The 13325-nt window shown below is 64.6% G+C and carries 12 protein-coding genes; 7 read left to right on the top strand and 5 right to left on the bottom strand.

The window, feature by feature from the left end; genetic code table 11:
• Positions 1-25 precede the first annotated feature (25 nt).
• Together E4K65_RS06620 and E4K65_RS06615 are read right to left on the bottom strand one after the other, a co-directional pair.
• Entirely contained in the window at positions 26-1675 is a 1650-nt protein-coding gene (locus E4K65_RS06620) for a cation acetate symporter (RefSeq protein ID WP_167770646.1), read from the bottom strand.
• 38 nt (positions 1676-1713) lie between these two features.
• Positions 1714-2016 (bottom strand): DUF485 domain-containing protein, encoded by a 303-nt coding sequence (locus E4K65_RS06615; RefSeq protein WP_027542965.1) that lies wholly within the window; start codon positions 2014-2016, stop codon positions 1714-1716.
• Between the two features lie 333 nt (positions 2017-2349).
• On the opposite strand from E4K65_RS06615, the gene E4K65_RS06610 reads away from it, so the two are divergent.
• Positions 2350-2718: a hypothetical protein gene (locus E4K65_RS06610; protein WP_135173458.1), complete on the top strand. Its 369-nt coding sequence runs from the start codon at positions 2350-2352 to the stop codon at positions 2716-2718.
• 18 nt (positions 2719-2736) lie between these two features.
• Here E4K65_RS06610 and E4K65_RS06605 read toward each other — a convergent pair whose 3' ends face one another.
• From E4K65_RS06605 to E4K65_RS06595, 3 genes are all read right to left on the bottom strand, one after another.
• Positions 2737-3222 (bottom strand): hypothetical protein, encoded by a 486-nt coding sequence (locus tag E4K65_RS06605; protein ID WP_209312047.1) that lies wholly within the window; start codon positions 3220-3222, stop codon positions 2737-2739.
• A gap of 166 nt (positions 3223-3388) precedes the next feature.
• Positions 3389-3841 carry a DNA polymerase III subunit chi gene (locus E4K65_RS06600; RefSeq protein WP_025576079.1) on the bottom strand — a complete coding sequence of 151 codons (453 nt, stop codon included), beginning with the start codon at positions 3839-3841 and terminating at the stop codon, positions 3389-3391.
• A complete protein-coding gene (locus E4K65_RS06595; protein WP_135173456.1) occupies positions 3838-5337 on the bottom strand; it encodes a leucyl aminopeptidase in 1500 nt (499 codons plus the stop codon). The genes E4K65_RS06600 and E4K65_RS06595 overlap by 4 nt, the downstream gene beginning before the upstream one ends.
• 338 nt (positions 5338-5675) lie before the next feature.
• Between E4K65_RS06595 and lptF the strand changes: the two genes are divergently transcribed.
• From lptF to rsmA, 6 genes are all read left to right on the top strand, one after another.
• Complete coding sequence (gene lptF, locus E4K65_RS06590; RefSeq protein ID WP_025576083.1) at positions 5676-6845, top strand: LPS export ABC transporter permease LptF; 1170 nt, start codon at positions 5676-5678, stop codon at positions 6843-6845.
• On the top strand, positions 6842-7939 hold the full coding sequence (gene lptG / locus E4K65_RS06585; RefSeq protein WP_135173455.1) for an LPS export ABC transporter permease LptG: 1098 nt from the start codon (positions 6842-6844) through the stop codon (positions 7937-7939). The genes lptF and lptG overlap by 4 nt, the downstream gene beginning before the upstream one ends.
• On the top strand, positions 7939-10425 hold the full coding sequence (locus E4K65_RS06580) for an LPS-assembly protein LptD (protein ID WP_167770579.1): 2487 nt from the start codon (positions 7939-7941) through the stop codon (positions 10423-10425). The genes lptG and E4K65_RS06580 overlap by 1 nt, the downstream gene beginning before the upstream one ends.
• A gap of 68 nt (positions 10426-10493) precedes the next feature.
• Positions 10494-11423, top strand: a complete 930-nt coding sequence (locus E4K65_RS06575; RefSeq protein WP_167770578.1) for a SurA N-terminal domain-containing protein — start codon at positions 10494-10496, stop codon at positions 11421-11423.
• Positions 11423-12448 carry a 4-hydroxythreonine-4-phosphate dehydrogenase PdxA gene (pdxA, locus tag E4K65_RS06570; RefSeq protein ID WP_135173452.1) on the top strand — a complete coding sequence of 342 codons (1026 nt, stop codon included), beginning with the start codon at positions 11423-11425 and terminating at the stop codon, positions 12446-12448. Before E4K65_RS06575 ends, pdxA begins: the two co-directional genes overlap by 1 nt.
• Positions 12448-13302, top strand: a complete 855-nt coding sequence (gene rsmA / locus E4K65_RS06565) for a 16S rRNA (adenine(1518)-N(6)/adenine(1519)-N(6))-dimethyltransferase RsmA (protein ID WP_025576090.1) — start codon at positions 12448-12450, stop codon at positions 13300-13302. Before pdxA ends, rsmA begins: the two co-directional genes overlap by 1 nt.
• The last annotated feature ends 23 nt before the right edge of the window (positions 13303-13325 follow it).

Raw genomic sequence — 13325 nt, 5'->3', positions numbered from 1 at the left:
GAAGCGACGTCCCGCAGATCCTCGCCTAGTGAGCCGTGGCCGAAGCAGCCCCGATTCCGGTCTGAGATCGGACATATTGCGCGTCAAAGCCATCGCGATCGGCCGCGGCACGCTTGCTGCGGTCGAGGATCGAGACCAGCCAGATCCCAGCAAAGGCGAGCGCCATCGAGAACAGCGCCGGATTGTCCAACTTGATGGGAGCCGACCCCTTGGCGAAGCCAAGCGTCGCCTCCCAGACTGCCGGCGAGAGGACCACGCCCAGAACCGCGCTGGCCAGGCCAAGGAAGCCGCCGATCACGGCTCCCCGCGTCGTCAGGCCTCTCCAGAAGATCGACATCACCAGCACCGGGAAATTGCAGGACGCCGCAATGGCGAAAGCAAGGCCCACCATGAAGGCGACGTTCTGGTTCTCGAACACGATGCCCAGGAAGATCGCAAGCACGCCGAGCACCAGTGTCGCAATCTTCGAGACCCGGATCTCGTCCTGCTCGTTTGCGTTCCCGCCCTTGATCACCATGGCGTAGAGATCGTGGCTGATGGATGATGCCCCGGCCAGAGCCAAGCCTGACACGACGGCCAGGATCGTGGCAAAGGCAACGGCCGAAATGAAGCCAAGGAACAGATTGCCGCCGACGGCGTTCGCGAGATGAATCGCCGCCATGTTGGAGCCGCCCTTGATCGCCGCGATTCCGCTCTTGGTCTTCTCGAGAATGCTCCCATCGAGGAACATCGCGTCGGTCGAAACCAGCGTGATCGCGCCAAAGCCGATGATGAAGGTCAGGATATAGAAATAGCCGATGAAACCCGTGGCATAGAACACGGACTTGCGGGCCGCCTGAGCGTCCTTCACGGTGAAGAAGCGCATCAGGATGTGAGGCAGGCCTGCCGTTCCGAACATCAGCGCCAGACCGAGCGAGACCGCGGAGAGCGGATTGGAAATCAGGCTGCCGGGCTCCATGATCGCGAGTTTCTTGGGATGCACCTCTGTTGCCTTGGCGAACAGCGCTTCCGGGCTGAACCCGTACTTGTAGAGGACCGCGGCGGCCATGAACGTTGCGCCTGAGAGCAACAGCACCGCCTTGATGATCTGCACCCAGGTCGTCGCCTTCATCCCGCCGAACGTCACGTAGATCATCATCAGGCCGCCAACCAGGACGACCGCGATCCAGTAGTCGAGACCGAACAACAGCTGGATCAGCTTACCGGCACCGACCATCTGCGCGATGAGATAGAACGCAACCGTCACCAGCGAGCCGCACGCCGCCAGGATGCGGATCTCGGTCTGCCCGAGCCGAAACGACGTCACGTCAGCAAAGGTGAACTTTCCGAGGTTGCGCAATTGTTCGGCGATCAGAAAGGTGACGATCGGCCATCCCACCAGCCAGCCGACGGAGTAGATCAAGCCGTCGTAGCCCGAAGTATAGACGAGGCCCGATATGCCGAGGAAGGACGCCGCCGACATGTAATCGCCTGCGATCGCAAGTCCGTTCTGGAAGCCTGTAATTCCGCCACCGGCCGAGTAGAAATCCGCGGCCGATGCGGTCCTCTTGGCGGCCCAATAGGTGATGACGAGCGTCAGGCCAACAAACCCGACGAACATGCCGATCGCCGACCAGTTGGTCGCCTGCTTGGAGCCGCCGTCGATGCTGCCGGCGGCGAGCGCTATGGTGGGCATGCTTGCGAGCAGGATCGCCGAGAGCCATGAGAATTTTTTCACGGGCGGTTCTCCTCGACAACCTTGCGAATGAGCACGTCGTAACTGGAATTCGCCTGGCGGACATAGATACCCGTCAGCACGAAGGCGAGCACGATGACGGACAGTCCGATTGGAATGCCGATCGTCGTCACGCCGCTGCCCAGCGGTATGCCGAGGAACTTGGGAGCGTAGGCGACCAGCAGGATGAAGCCGAAGTAGATGACGAGCATAACTCCCGACAGCATCCAGCCCAGCGACGAACGTCGACGCACGAGCTCCTGGTAGTTCGGATCGCGTTCAATCTTGGCGAGGTTGCTCACATCAATGGTCCCTGGAATGATCCTCTGGAGTTCTTGCCGTCAAAGCGGCCCCTTATCTCGCGGGGCCATCGCAGTCTGTACTGCCGGACGGCCAAGCTCCATGATCCAGATCAAGTCCGGTTGATCCCTATGACGTGCGTGACAAACGGCCAGCGGCCGCGCCGGCGCGCGCAGAAGAGCAATGGCTCGAGGCGAGCACGCAATTCGACGAAGTGGCGGTCCAAAGTGCTATGAGATATTGAATCGTCATCACGCTTTAGACTGTTGGTTGCGCATAATCTCTTCAGAGACGGGCGCACGTCCGTCGCACCGCAAGTTTATGCAAGTTTGAAGGTGCCTGCCGAAGACCCGAGAACGCTCGAGCAAACATTCGCTGTTCTTGGTCGCGCGCAGGCGCTGTCAATTCGCGGCGACGAACAGATTCGATACGGACGCAGCACATGGCGCACGCTGGACCTGTGCAACGAGGCGGGCATCAGCATCAACGTGTACGATGAGCCCGGGCTCGCGCACGCGCACTCGCCCCGCGCCGATGAAGGCATGAAGCTCAGCATCTATTCGCTAAAGCCAGACTGGGACTGGAAGCCGCTCGCCCGTCATCTCCTCAATGAGATCGAGAAGATTTGGCCCGAGAAAACCAAATTTCGGGGACCGGGCGGTCAGATCGTGTCGTTCGAAGATGCAATGCAAGGACGGCCATAGCCGTCCCGCGCGCTCGCCTTACGCCGACTTCTTCTTCGCCTTCGGCTTGGTCGCCTTCGGCACGGCCGGCGCCTCCGGCGTGCCCTCGATCGAGGACAGGCGGCCGGCGGTGAAGGTATAGATGCCGGCGCGCGGGCCGGTGGTCCAGGTGACCACGGCGACGCGGCGGCCGATGGCATCATTGGAGAGGTTGACGGTCGAGGGCGCGCCGATGCCGCGCACCACGTCGCATTCGGTGTGGCCGAGCGCGACCGTGCCGCCCGTGGGCGCCGTCGTCGACGCATTGGCATCAGCAGGTCCGGGAGGCGGCGCCATGCCGGGACAGGCCCCGTCGGCGCTAACCAGATCTTCCGCCGTTACGGGCTTGTCGGGGGTCAGCGGCGGCGATTCAATCGAGATGCTCTTGATGAACAGGCGGCTGGGCGTGTTGAACCACTGGGCATCCTTGGACAGCAGATCGCTCGCGCCCGAGCAGCCCGCGACCAGCGGTGCTACGGCAGCCAACGCAACTATGAGCGAGCCGGGAAGCTTTTGATGTCGCACGATAAACTAAATTCCCCGCGTGAAGGACCAGCCCTAAACGATTGTCCCAACATCACTTTGCGGCACCAAGGTGGCCAAGACCAGCCTTACCCGAAAAGTGCAAATTATCATTAATTGCTGACGACCGCTAATTCCGCCGCTGCCACCGGCCCCGTTCGTCGGCCTGCCAATAGGTGACATCAAATCCCCGCGCCTTGCAATCCGTCCAGGCGCTGCGGGCGAGCGCCAGCGCGTCCGGATCGTCGCCGTTGAACAGCAGCACCATGCGTTCATAGCCCTGGGCGTCCTGCGGCAGCGCGGCGTTGTCGATCAGGAAGCGGACATGGGCGCCGTTGGGATTACCCTCCTCGATCGCCAGCACGATCGGCTGGTCGGCGGCATCGTTCACGCGCCATGTTGCGTGCGGCAGGAAGGAATCGTCGCGATAGGTCCACAGATGCGCATCCAGCGCATCGGCGCGTTCCTCCGAGGTCGACTGCACCACGACGCGCCAGCCGCGCTCGAGCGATTTCTCGAGAAGCGGCGGCAACACGTTCTCTACCGTCATGTTTTGCAGATGGTAGAACAGCACTTCCGTCATTTGCGCTCGTAATGATCTGCCACCAGACGATCCAGGAGGCGGACGCCGTAGCCGCTGCCCCAGCTCTGGTTGATGTCGGTCTTCGGCGCGCCCATGGCGGTGCCGGCGATGTCGAGATGCGCCCAGGGCGTGCCGTCGACGAAGCGCTGGAGGAACTGCGCCGCGGTGATCGAGCCGCCATGGCGGCCGCCGGTGTTCTTCATGTCGGCGAACTGGGAATCGATCAGCTTGTCGTATTCGGGGCCGAGCGGCAGGCGCCAGACCTTCTCGCCGCTCTCGATGCCGGCCGTCAGCAGCCGGTCGGCGAGCTCGTCATTGTTGGAGAACATGCCGGCATGCTCGGTGCCGAGCGCGACCACGATTGCGCCGGTGAGCGTCGCCAGGTCCACCATGAATTTCGGCTTGGTCTTCTTGGCCACGTACCAGAGCACGTCGGCCAGCACGAGGCGGCCTTCGGCGTCGGTGTTGATGATCTCGATGGTCTGGCCCGACATCGAGGTGACGATGTCGCCCGGCCGCTGCGCATTGCCGTCGGGCATGTTCTCGACGAGGCCGATGGCGCCGACAACGTTGGCCTTGGCCTTGCGCGCCGCAAGCGCGTGCATCAGCCCGACGACGCAGGCGGCCCCGCCCATGTCGCCCTTCATGTCCTCCATGCTGCCGGCCGGCTTGATCGAGATGCCGCCGGTGTCGAAACAGACGCCCTTGCCGACGAAGGCGACCGGGGCCTCGCCCTTCTTGCCGCCCTCCCAGCGCATGATCACGGTGCGGCTCGGCCGCGTCGAGCCCTGGCCGACGCCGAGCAGCGCGCCCATGCCGAGCTTGTCCATCGCCTTGACGTCGAGCACCTCGACCTTGACGCCGAGCTTGCGGAGCAGGCTGGCGCGGCGCGCGAACTCCTCGGGGAAAAGCACGTTCGGCGGCTCGTTGACGAGGTCGCGCGCGATGACCACGCCGTCGACGACGTGGCCGGCCGAGGCAAACGCCTTCTTGGCCGCGGCGACATCGCCGACCGCAAGCGAGATGTCGGCGCGTGAGCCGCCCTCCTCGCCGTCCTTCTTCTTGGTCTTGTAGCGGTCGAACTTGTAGGCGCGCAGCCGCAGGCCCGCAGCGATCGCAACCGCCTGCTCGCTCGTCATGGCGCCGTCAGGCAATTCGGCCATGATGGTCATGGCGGCTGAAGCGGCGGAGAGCTTGCTCGCCGCCACGCCGCCGAATTTGAGGAAGTCGTTCGCCTTCAGGCCCGTCGCCTTGCCGGCCCCGATCACGATCAGGCGGGTGGCCTTCACCCCCTCCGGCGCCAGGATGTCCAGCGCGGCGCCGCTCTTACCCTTGAAGGCGGCGGCCGCGGCCGCCCGCTTCACGAGTTCGGTACCGCCGCCCAGTGCCTTGGCGGTCGCGGGGCCCAGCTTCAAGCCGTCGTCGCAGAACACGACCAGGATGCCACGGGCGGCGGCAGACAACGGGACGAAGCCGACCTTGATGGCATCGGACATGGGTAACTCCTCCAAAACATGGGGCTTTTTGCCGCTCGGCGGTTCCGGCCACGGGCCGGCGCTGAACGGCGATTCACTGGACTTTCCACACTATGGGCCACCGGCCGGGCAGATGCCAAGCACCGCCCGTGGCCGCCAGGCCACAACGAACGAAATATTAACCATATATTGAGGGTGCCATGGGCCAGCCATTTTGTTGACGGATCAAAGGGATGGTAGTGAGAGAGGAAGCTGGCTAAGAGCTGTTTGTCCGACCTCGGGGATCCCCTTTCGGGGATTGGTTGGACGGCAGAACGTCGGCCGGCATTGGGGACTTGGTGGGATTCGTGCGGTAGCGCATGGGGTCAATCGATAGGTATATCTTCCGCACGACGCTGGCGTCGTTTGCGCTGGTCCTGGTCAGCCTCACCGGCGTGATCTGGATTACGCAGGCGTTGCGCGGCATCGACCTGATGACGAGCCAGGGTCAGACCATCCTCACCTTCCTCGGCATCACCAGCCTCGTCGTGCCCGCGCTGGTCCTGATCATCTCGCCGATCGCGCTGATGATCGCGATCTCGCACACGCTGAACAAGCTCGCGACCGATTCCGAGATCATCGTGATGAATGCCGCCGGCTTCTCGCCGTTCCGGCTGTTCTATCCGTTCTTCTACGCCACCTGCGTGGTGGCGCTGCTGGTCGCCTTCATCGCCGCCTATCTCGCGCCCGACGGCATGCGGCGGATCAAGCAGTGGGACGCCGAGATCACCGCCGACGTGCTCACCAACATCCTCCAGCCCGGCCGCTTCGCCCAGCTCGACAAGAACCTGACGATCCGGATTCGCGAACGCCAGCCCGGAGGCATTCTCGCCGGCATCTTCATCGACGACCGCCGCGATCCAAATGAGCGCGTCTCGATCGTCGCCGAGCATGGCGAGGTCATGAAGAACGACAACGGCTCGTTCCTGGTGCTGGAGACGGGCAATCTCCAGCGCTTCGAGGCGGGCAAACGCGATCCCGCGCTGGTGGCGTTCGGCCGTTACGGCTTCGACATGTCGAAGTTCTCGGGCCAGGGCCGCGACGTCACTCTCGGCATCCGCGAGCGCTATCTCTGGGAGCTGTTCTCGCCGTCCGAGGACGATCCCGTCTACAAGCAGATTCCCGGTCAGTTCCGCTCGGCCTTGCATGACAGCCTGCTGGCGCCGATCTATCCGTTCGCCTTTGCCGTGCTGACCTTCGCCTTCCTCGGTGCGCCGCGCACCACCCGCCAGAGCCGCAATTTCTCGATGGGCTCGTCCATCGTCGCGGTGTTCGGCCTGCGCATGGCCGGCTTCGCCTGCTCTGTGATGGCGGTGAAGTCGCCGGGCGCGGTGCTGGTCCAATACGCCATGGTTTTGGGCGCCATCGGCGTCGGGATGTGGATGATCGTCGGCGGCATCGTGGTCGAGCCGCCGCCCCGCCTCATGGAGGCCATCAACAGGTCGAACGCGCGGATCGCGCGGCTGTTCGGACGGCCGGTCACCGCATGAGCATGCTCACCAATACACTCGGGCGCTATTTCGCCGGCCGCTTCGTGGTTGCGGCGCTCGGCGTGTTCGCCGGCATCTTCCTGTTGCTGGTGCTGGTCGACTACATCGAGATGGTGCGCAAGACCTCCGGCCTTGCATCCGCCTCGGCGATCATGGTGGCTGAGACCTCGCTGTTCCGGGTGCCGCAGCTGCTGGAGAAGCTGACGCCGTTCTGCATGCTGATCGGCGCCATGACCTGCTATCTCGCGCTCTCGCGCCGGCTGGAGCTCGTGGTTGCGCGCGCCGCCGGCGTCTCCGCCTGGCAGTTCATCTCGCCGGCGCTCGGCAGCGCGCTCCTGATCGGGGTGGTCGCCACCGTCGCCTACAATCCGATGTCGGCCAATCTGCGCGAGCTCTCCAAGCGCATGGAGGCCGAGCTTTTCGGCTCGGCGCCCGGCGGCGGCATCCAGGACGCCTCCGGCTTCTGGCTCAACCAGGTGACCAACGACGGCCAGACGATCATCAATGCGGCGCGCAGCGAGCAGCAGGGTGTCCGGCTCACGGGGCTCACGCTGTTCCGGTTTGATACAGAGCAGCACTTCAAGGAGCGCATCGAGGCGCGCGAGGCGGAGCTCGAAGCCGGACAGTGGATATTCAGGAACGTCCGCCGCTTCTCGCTGGACGGGCCGCCGATCGAGCAGGCCGTCCTGGCGATTCCGACGACGCTGACCGAGGCCCAGGTCCGCAACAGCTTTTCCACACCCGAGACTGTGTCCTTTTGGCAACTACCGAGCTACATCCGCTCCTCCGAAAGCTCAGGCTTCGCGACAGCCGGCTATCGACTCCAGTATCACAAGCTGTTGGCGCAGCCGTTTTTGCTCGCCGCCATGGTGATGCTCGCGGCCTCGGTGTCGTTGCGCTTCTTCCGGATGGGCGGCGTGCAGAAGATGGTTTTGAGTGGCGTGGGCGCAGGCTTTCTGCTCTACGTTCTGTCGAAAGTGACTGAAGACTTGAGCAAGGCTGAGTTGATGCATCCGATCGCTGCGGCGTGGTTGCCCGTGGTGGTGGGCGGCCTCACCGGCTTCTTGGCCTTGTTGTATCAGGAGGACGGTTAGTGACTGCCGTCCGTCGAGGGCCCGTGTCTCGTCTGACGCGCCGCACCGTGGTGCGCGCGAACGGGTGCGGCTTATCCGTTCGCAGGCTGCTGCTCGCTGTCGTCGCCGCGGCCTCGCTCGGCGCGCTGATCGACCTTGCCGCCGTGGCGCCGGCCTCCGCCCAGAGCTTCACCTACAATCCGCTGCCGCCGCGTCCGAAGCCGCCGAAGGTCGCCAACGACAACCAGATGCTGGTTCAGGCGACCGAGGTCGACTACGACTACAACAATTCGCGCGTCTCCGCGGTCGGTAACGTCCAGCTGTTCTACAACGGCACCAGCGTCGAGGCCGACAAGGTCATCTACGACCAGAAGACCAAGCGGCTCCATGCCGAAGGCAACATCCGCATGACGGACGCCGACGGCAAGATCACCTATGCCGAGATCATGGATCTCTCGGACGACTACCGCGACGGTTTCGTCGATTCGCTGCGCGTGGACACCGCCGACCAGACCCGCATGGCGGCGAGCCGGGCCGACCGCTCCAGCGGCAACTACACGGTGTTCGAGAACGGCGTCTACACGGCCTGCGCGCCGTGCAAGGACGATCCGAAGAAGCCGCCGCTGTGGCAGGTCAAGGGTGCGCGCATCATCCACGACCAGCAGGAGAAGATGCTGTATTTCGAGACGGCGCAGCTCGAATTCTTCGGCGTGCCGCTCGCCTACATGCCCTATTTCTCGACGCCCGACCCGACCGTGAAGCGCAAGACCGGCTTCCTGATGCCGTCCTACTCGTCGAATACGCCGTTCGGCTACGGCGTCGAAGTCCCGTTCTACTGGGCGATCGCGCCCGACATGGACATGACCCTCAACCCGCGCATCACGTCCCGGCAGGGCGTGTTGTTCCAGGCTGAATTCCGCCAGCGCCTGCTGGATGGCGCCTATCAGATCCGCGCTTATGGCATCAACCAGCTCGACCCGGGCGCGCTCGCCGGTCAGCCCGGCGACCGCGAGTTCCGCGGCGCGGTCGACACCAAGGGACAGTTCGCGCTGAATGACAAATGGGTCTGGGGCTGGGAAGGCGTAGTCATGTCCGACTACTACTTCTTCTCGGACTACCGCCTGTCGCAGTACCGTGACCCGCTCGGATCGTTCCTGATCCTGCCGACCGACGCGATGTCGCAGCTCTACCTGACCGGCGTCGGCAATCGCAGCTTCTTCGACGCGCGCACGATGTACTGGCTGAGCTACTCGGGCAACCAGAGCCAGGTGCCGATCGTCTACCCCGTGATCGACTACTCGAACGTGCTCAACTATCCGGTCTTCGGCGGCGAGTTCAGCTACAAGACCAATTTCGTGAACCTGTCGCGTGATACCGCCGTGTTCGATCCGATCACGACGCTCGCCAACACCAACAGCCTGTGCACGACGGCGTCGGCCGATCCGCTCGCGCGCACGCCGTCGCAGTGCCTGCTGCGCGGCTTCCCCGGCACCTACACCCGCCTGTCGGCGGAAGCGCAGTGGCGCAAATCCTTCACCGACCCGCTCGGCCAGATCTGGACGCCGTTCGTCAGCCTCCGCGCCGATGCGATCAACTCCTCGGTCTCGAACCAGCCGGGCGTGTCGAACTACCTGCCGGTCGGCGACACCCAGGCGTTCCGCCTGATGCCGACCGTCGGCCTCGAATATCGCTATCCCTTCATCAACGTTCAGCCCTGGGGCTCCACCACCGTCGAGCCGATCGCGCAGATCATCATCCGCCCGAACGAGACCTATGCCGGCAAGCTGCCGAACGAGGACGCGCAGAGCGTCGTGTTCGACGCCTCGAACCTGTTCAACGTCGACAAGTTCTCCGGTTACGACCGCGTCGAGGGCGGCGGCCGCGCCAATGTCGGCGTGCAGGCCACCACGCAGTTCGACAAGGGCGGCGCCGTCAAGGCGCTGTTCGGCCAGTCCTACCAGCTGTTCGGCATGAACTCTTACGCGGTCCAGGACTCCATCAACACGGGCCTGGATTCCGGCCTCGACAAGCCCCGTTCCGACTACGTGGCGAGCCTCGCCTACTCGCCCAACCGCACCTACACGTTCAGCGTCCGCTCCCGCATGGACGAGCAGACCTGGAACGTCCAGCGCTTCGAGGCCGAAGGCCGCGCCAACTTCGATCGCTGGTCGATCGCGATGATGTACGGCAACTACGCGCCGCAGCCGGAACTCGGATATCTGACCCGCCGCGAGGGCATCCTGACCACGGGCTCGCTCAAGGTCGCGACCAACTGGGTGGTATCGGGCTCGGCACGCTGGGACCTCGAGGCCAACAAGATCAACCAGTATGTGCTCGGCGCGGGCTATGTCGACGATTGCTTCGTGCTGGCGGCGAACTATGTAACTTCGTATAGCTACTCCGCGGGCACGACGCCGCCCGTCCTGAGCCATGCGTTCATGTTCCAGATTGGCCTGCGTACGCTGGCGACCTCGTCGACGAGCAGCGGTTCCGGCGTCCTCCAGTAAACGGTTTGAAGTGCCGGTCGCGTTTTCCCAATCGCAGGTTCACCGCGGCTGACATGCGAGCGATAAAAATGACGACTGCTTTGCCTATGTTCCGCCTCCTCCTCCTCGTCCTTGCCGCCCTGTTTCTGGCCGCCGCGCCGTCGCGCGCGCAGAACATCGTCGTCATGGTCAACGGCGATCCGATCACCGATTTCGACATCGACCAGCGCTCCAAGCTCGACCAGTTGACGACGCAGAAGACCCCGAGCCGGCAGGAGGTCATCAACGAGCTGATCGACGACAGGGTGAAGCTGAAGGAAGGCAAGAAGTACGGCGTCGATCCCGGCGTCTCCGACATCAACCAGTCCTACGAGGGCATGGCGCAGCGCATGCGCATCTCGACGGATCAGCTGACCAAGTCGCTCGAGGTCAAAGGCGTCCGCCCCGAAACGCTGAAGGCCCGGATGAAGTCCGAGATGGTCTGGACCAGCCTCGTGCGCGGCCGCTTCAAGGAGAAGCTGATGGTCGGCGAGCGCGACGTCGCGCAGGCTGTGCAGGCCCAGACCGGCGACAAGCTCCAGATCGAGGGCACCGAATACAAGATGCAGCCGATCGTGCTGATCGTGCCGCGCGGCTCCTCCCCGACCTTCCTGGAGACGCGGAAGAAGGAGGCCGAGACGTACCGCTCGCGCATTGCGAGCTGCGAGGAGGCCAATTCGCTGTTCCGCTCGACGCCGAACGCCACCATCCGCGACAGCGTCACCAAGACGACCGCAGAACTGCCCGATGCACTGCGCAAGGTGCTCGACGACACGCCGATCGGCCATCTCACCGCGCCCGAGGTGACCAAGGCCGGCATCGAGATGGTCGTGCTGTGCTCGCGCAAGCCGACCATGATCGACACGCCGAAGAAGCGCGAGATCCGCGAGAAGATGTACACCGAGAAGTACGAGAAGACCCAGAAGGCCTATCTCGACGAGCTCCGCAAGGCGGCGATGATCGAATATCGCAACCGCTGATGGCCAACCACGCAGCAAAGCCCCTCGCCCTGACGCTGGGAGAGCCTGCCGGCATCGGCCCCGATATCACGATTGCGGCCTGGCTCCGGCGCCGCGAGCTGAACCTGCCGGCCTTCTACCTGCTCGGCGACGAGGCGCTGATCGCGCGACGCGCCAAGACGTTGGGGAAGGCGCTTGGCGCCGAGATCCGGATCGCCTCCGTGACCGCGAGCGAGGCCGCGGCCGCCTTCACCGAGGCCCTGCCCGTGGTTGCGACCGGCGAGCGCGCAACGGCCGAACCCGGCCAGCCCGACGCCTCGAGCGCGCCGGCCGCGCTCGCCTCGATCCGCCAGGCGGTAGCCGATGTCCGCGCCGGCCGCGCCGGCGCCGTCGTCACCAACCCGATCGCCAAGAGCGTGCTCTACCGCGCGGGCTTCCGCCATCCCGGCCACACCGAATTCCTCGCCGAGCTCGCCGCAGAGGACGGCCGCGTGCCGCAGCCGGTAATGATGCTGTGGTCGCCGCGGCTCGCCGTGGTGCCCGTGACGATCCACGTCTCCTTGCGCGACGCGCTGTCCCAGCTGACGAGCGAATTGATCGTCTCGACCGTGCGCATCGTCGCGGCCGAGCTGAAATCCCGCTTCGGCATCACGAGGCCGCGCATCGCGATCTCCGGCCTCAATCCGCATGCGGGCGAGGACGGCTCGCTCGGCCACGAGGAGCAGACGGTGATTGCGCCGGCGCTCAAGGCGTTGCGCAATGACGGCATCGACGCAAGAGGCCCGCTGCCCGCCGACACCATGTTCCACGAGGCTGCGCGCAACAACTACGACTGCGCGGTCTGCATGTATCACGACCAGGCGCTGATCCCGATCAAGACCGTCGCCTTCGACGACGCCGTCAACGTAACGCTCGGCCTGCCCTTCATCCGCACCTCGCCCGATCACGGCACCGCCTTCGACATCGCCGGCACCGGCAAAGCCAATCCGGCGAGCCTGATTGCAGCGCTTCAACTCGCCAGCCGCATGGCGGCTGCCAAAACCTGATGAGCGCGATCGACGACCTCCCGCCGCTGCGCGAGGTCATTCGCCAGCACGCGCTGTCGGCCCGCAAATCGCTCGGCCAGAATTTCCTGCTCGATCTCAACCTCACCGCGCGCATTGCGCGCGCGGCGGCGCCGCTGGATGACTCCACCATCGTCGAGATCGGCCCGGGCCCGGGCGGGCTGACGCGTGCGCTGCTTGCGCTCGGCGCCAGGCGCGTCATCGCCATCGAGCATGACGAGCGCGCAATCCCCGCCTTGCAGGATATTTCCGCGCGCTATCCCGGCCGGCTCGAGATCGTCCACGGCGATGCCATGACCTTCGACCCGCGCCCGCTGCTCAATGGCGAACGCGCAAAAATCGTCGCCAATCTGCCCTACAACATCGCGACCCAGCTTCTGATCGGCTGGCTCACCACCGAACCGTGGCCGCCCTGGTACGACATGATGGTCCTGATGTTCCAGCGCGAGGTCGGCGAGCGCATCGTGGCACGCGAGGACGAGGAGGCCTATGGCCGCCTCGGCGTGCTCGCCAACTGGCGCTGCGAGACCAAGATCCTGTTCGACATTGCGCCATCCGCCTTCGTGCCGCCGCCGAAAGTGACCTCCTCAGTCGTGCGCCTGGTGCCGCGCACCGAGCCTCTCGCTTGCGATCGCAAGCTGCTCGAACAGGTCGCGGCCGCCGCCTTTGGCCAGCGCCGCAAGATGCTGCGGCAGAGCCTTAAATCGCTGGGCGTCGATCCGGCGCGGCTTGCGCAGGCCGCCGGCGTCGATGCGACGCGGCGCGCCGAGACCGTTCCGATATCGGGCTTTGTTGCCATGGCGCGTGAATTGGCGGATATACGAGCCGAAACCTGACGCATGATCCGGAAAAGTGTGAA

Source organism: Bradyrhizobium niftali (genome assembly GCF_004571025.1).
Classification (GTDB): domain Bacteria; phylum Pseudomonadota; class Alphaproteobacteria; order Rhizobiales; family Xanthobacteraceae; genus Bradyrhizobium; species Bradyrhizobium niftali.
This window is presented reverse-complemented; position numbering and strand designations above follow the sequence as displayed.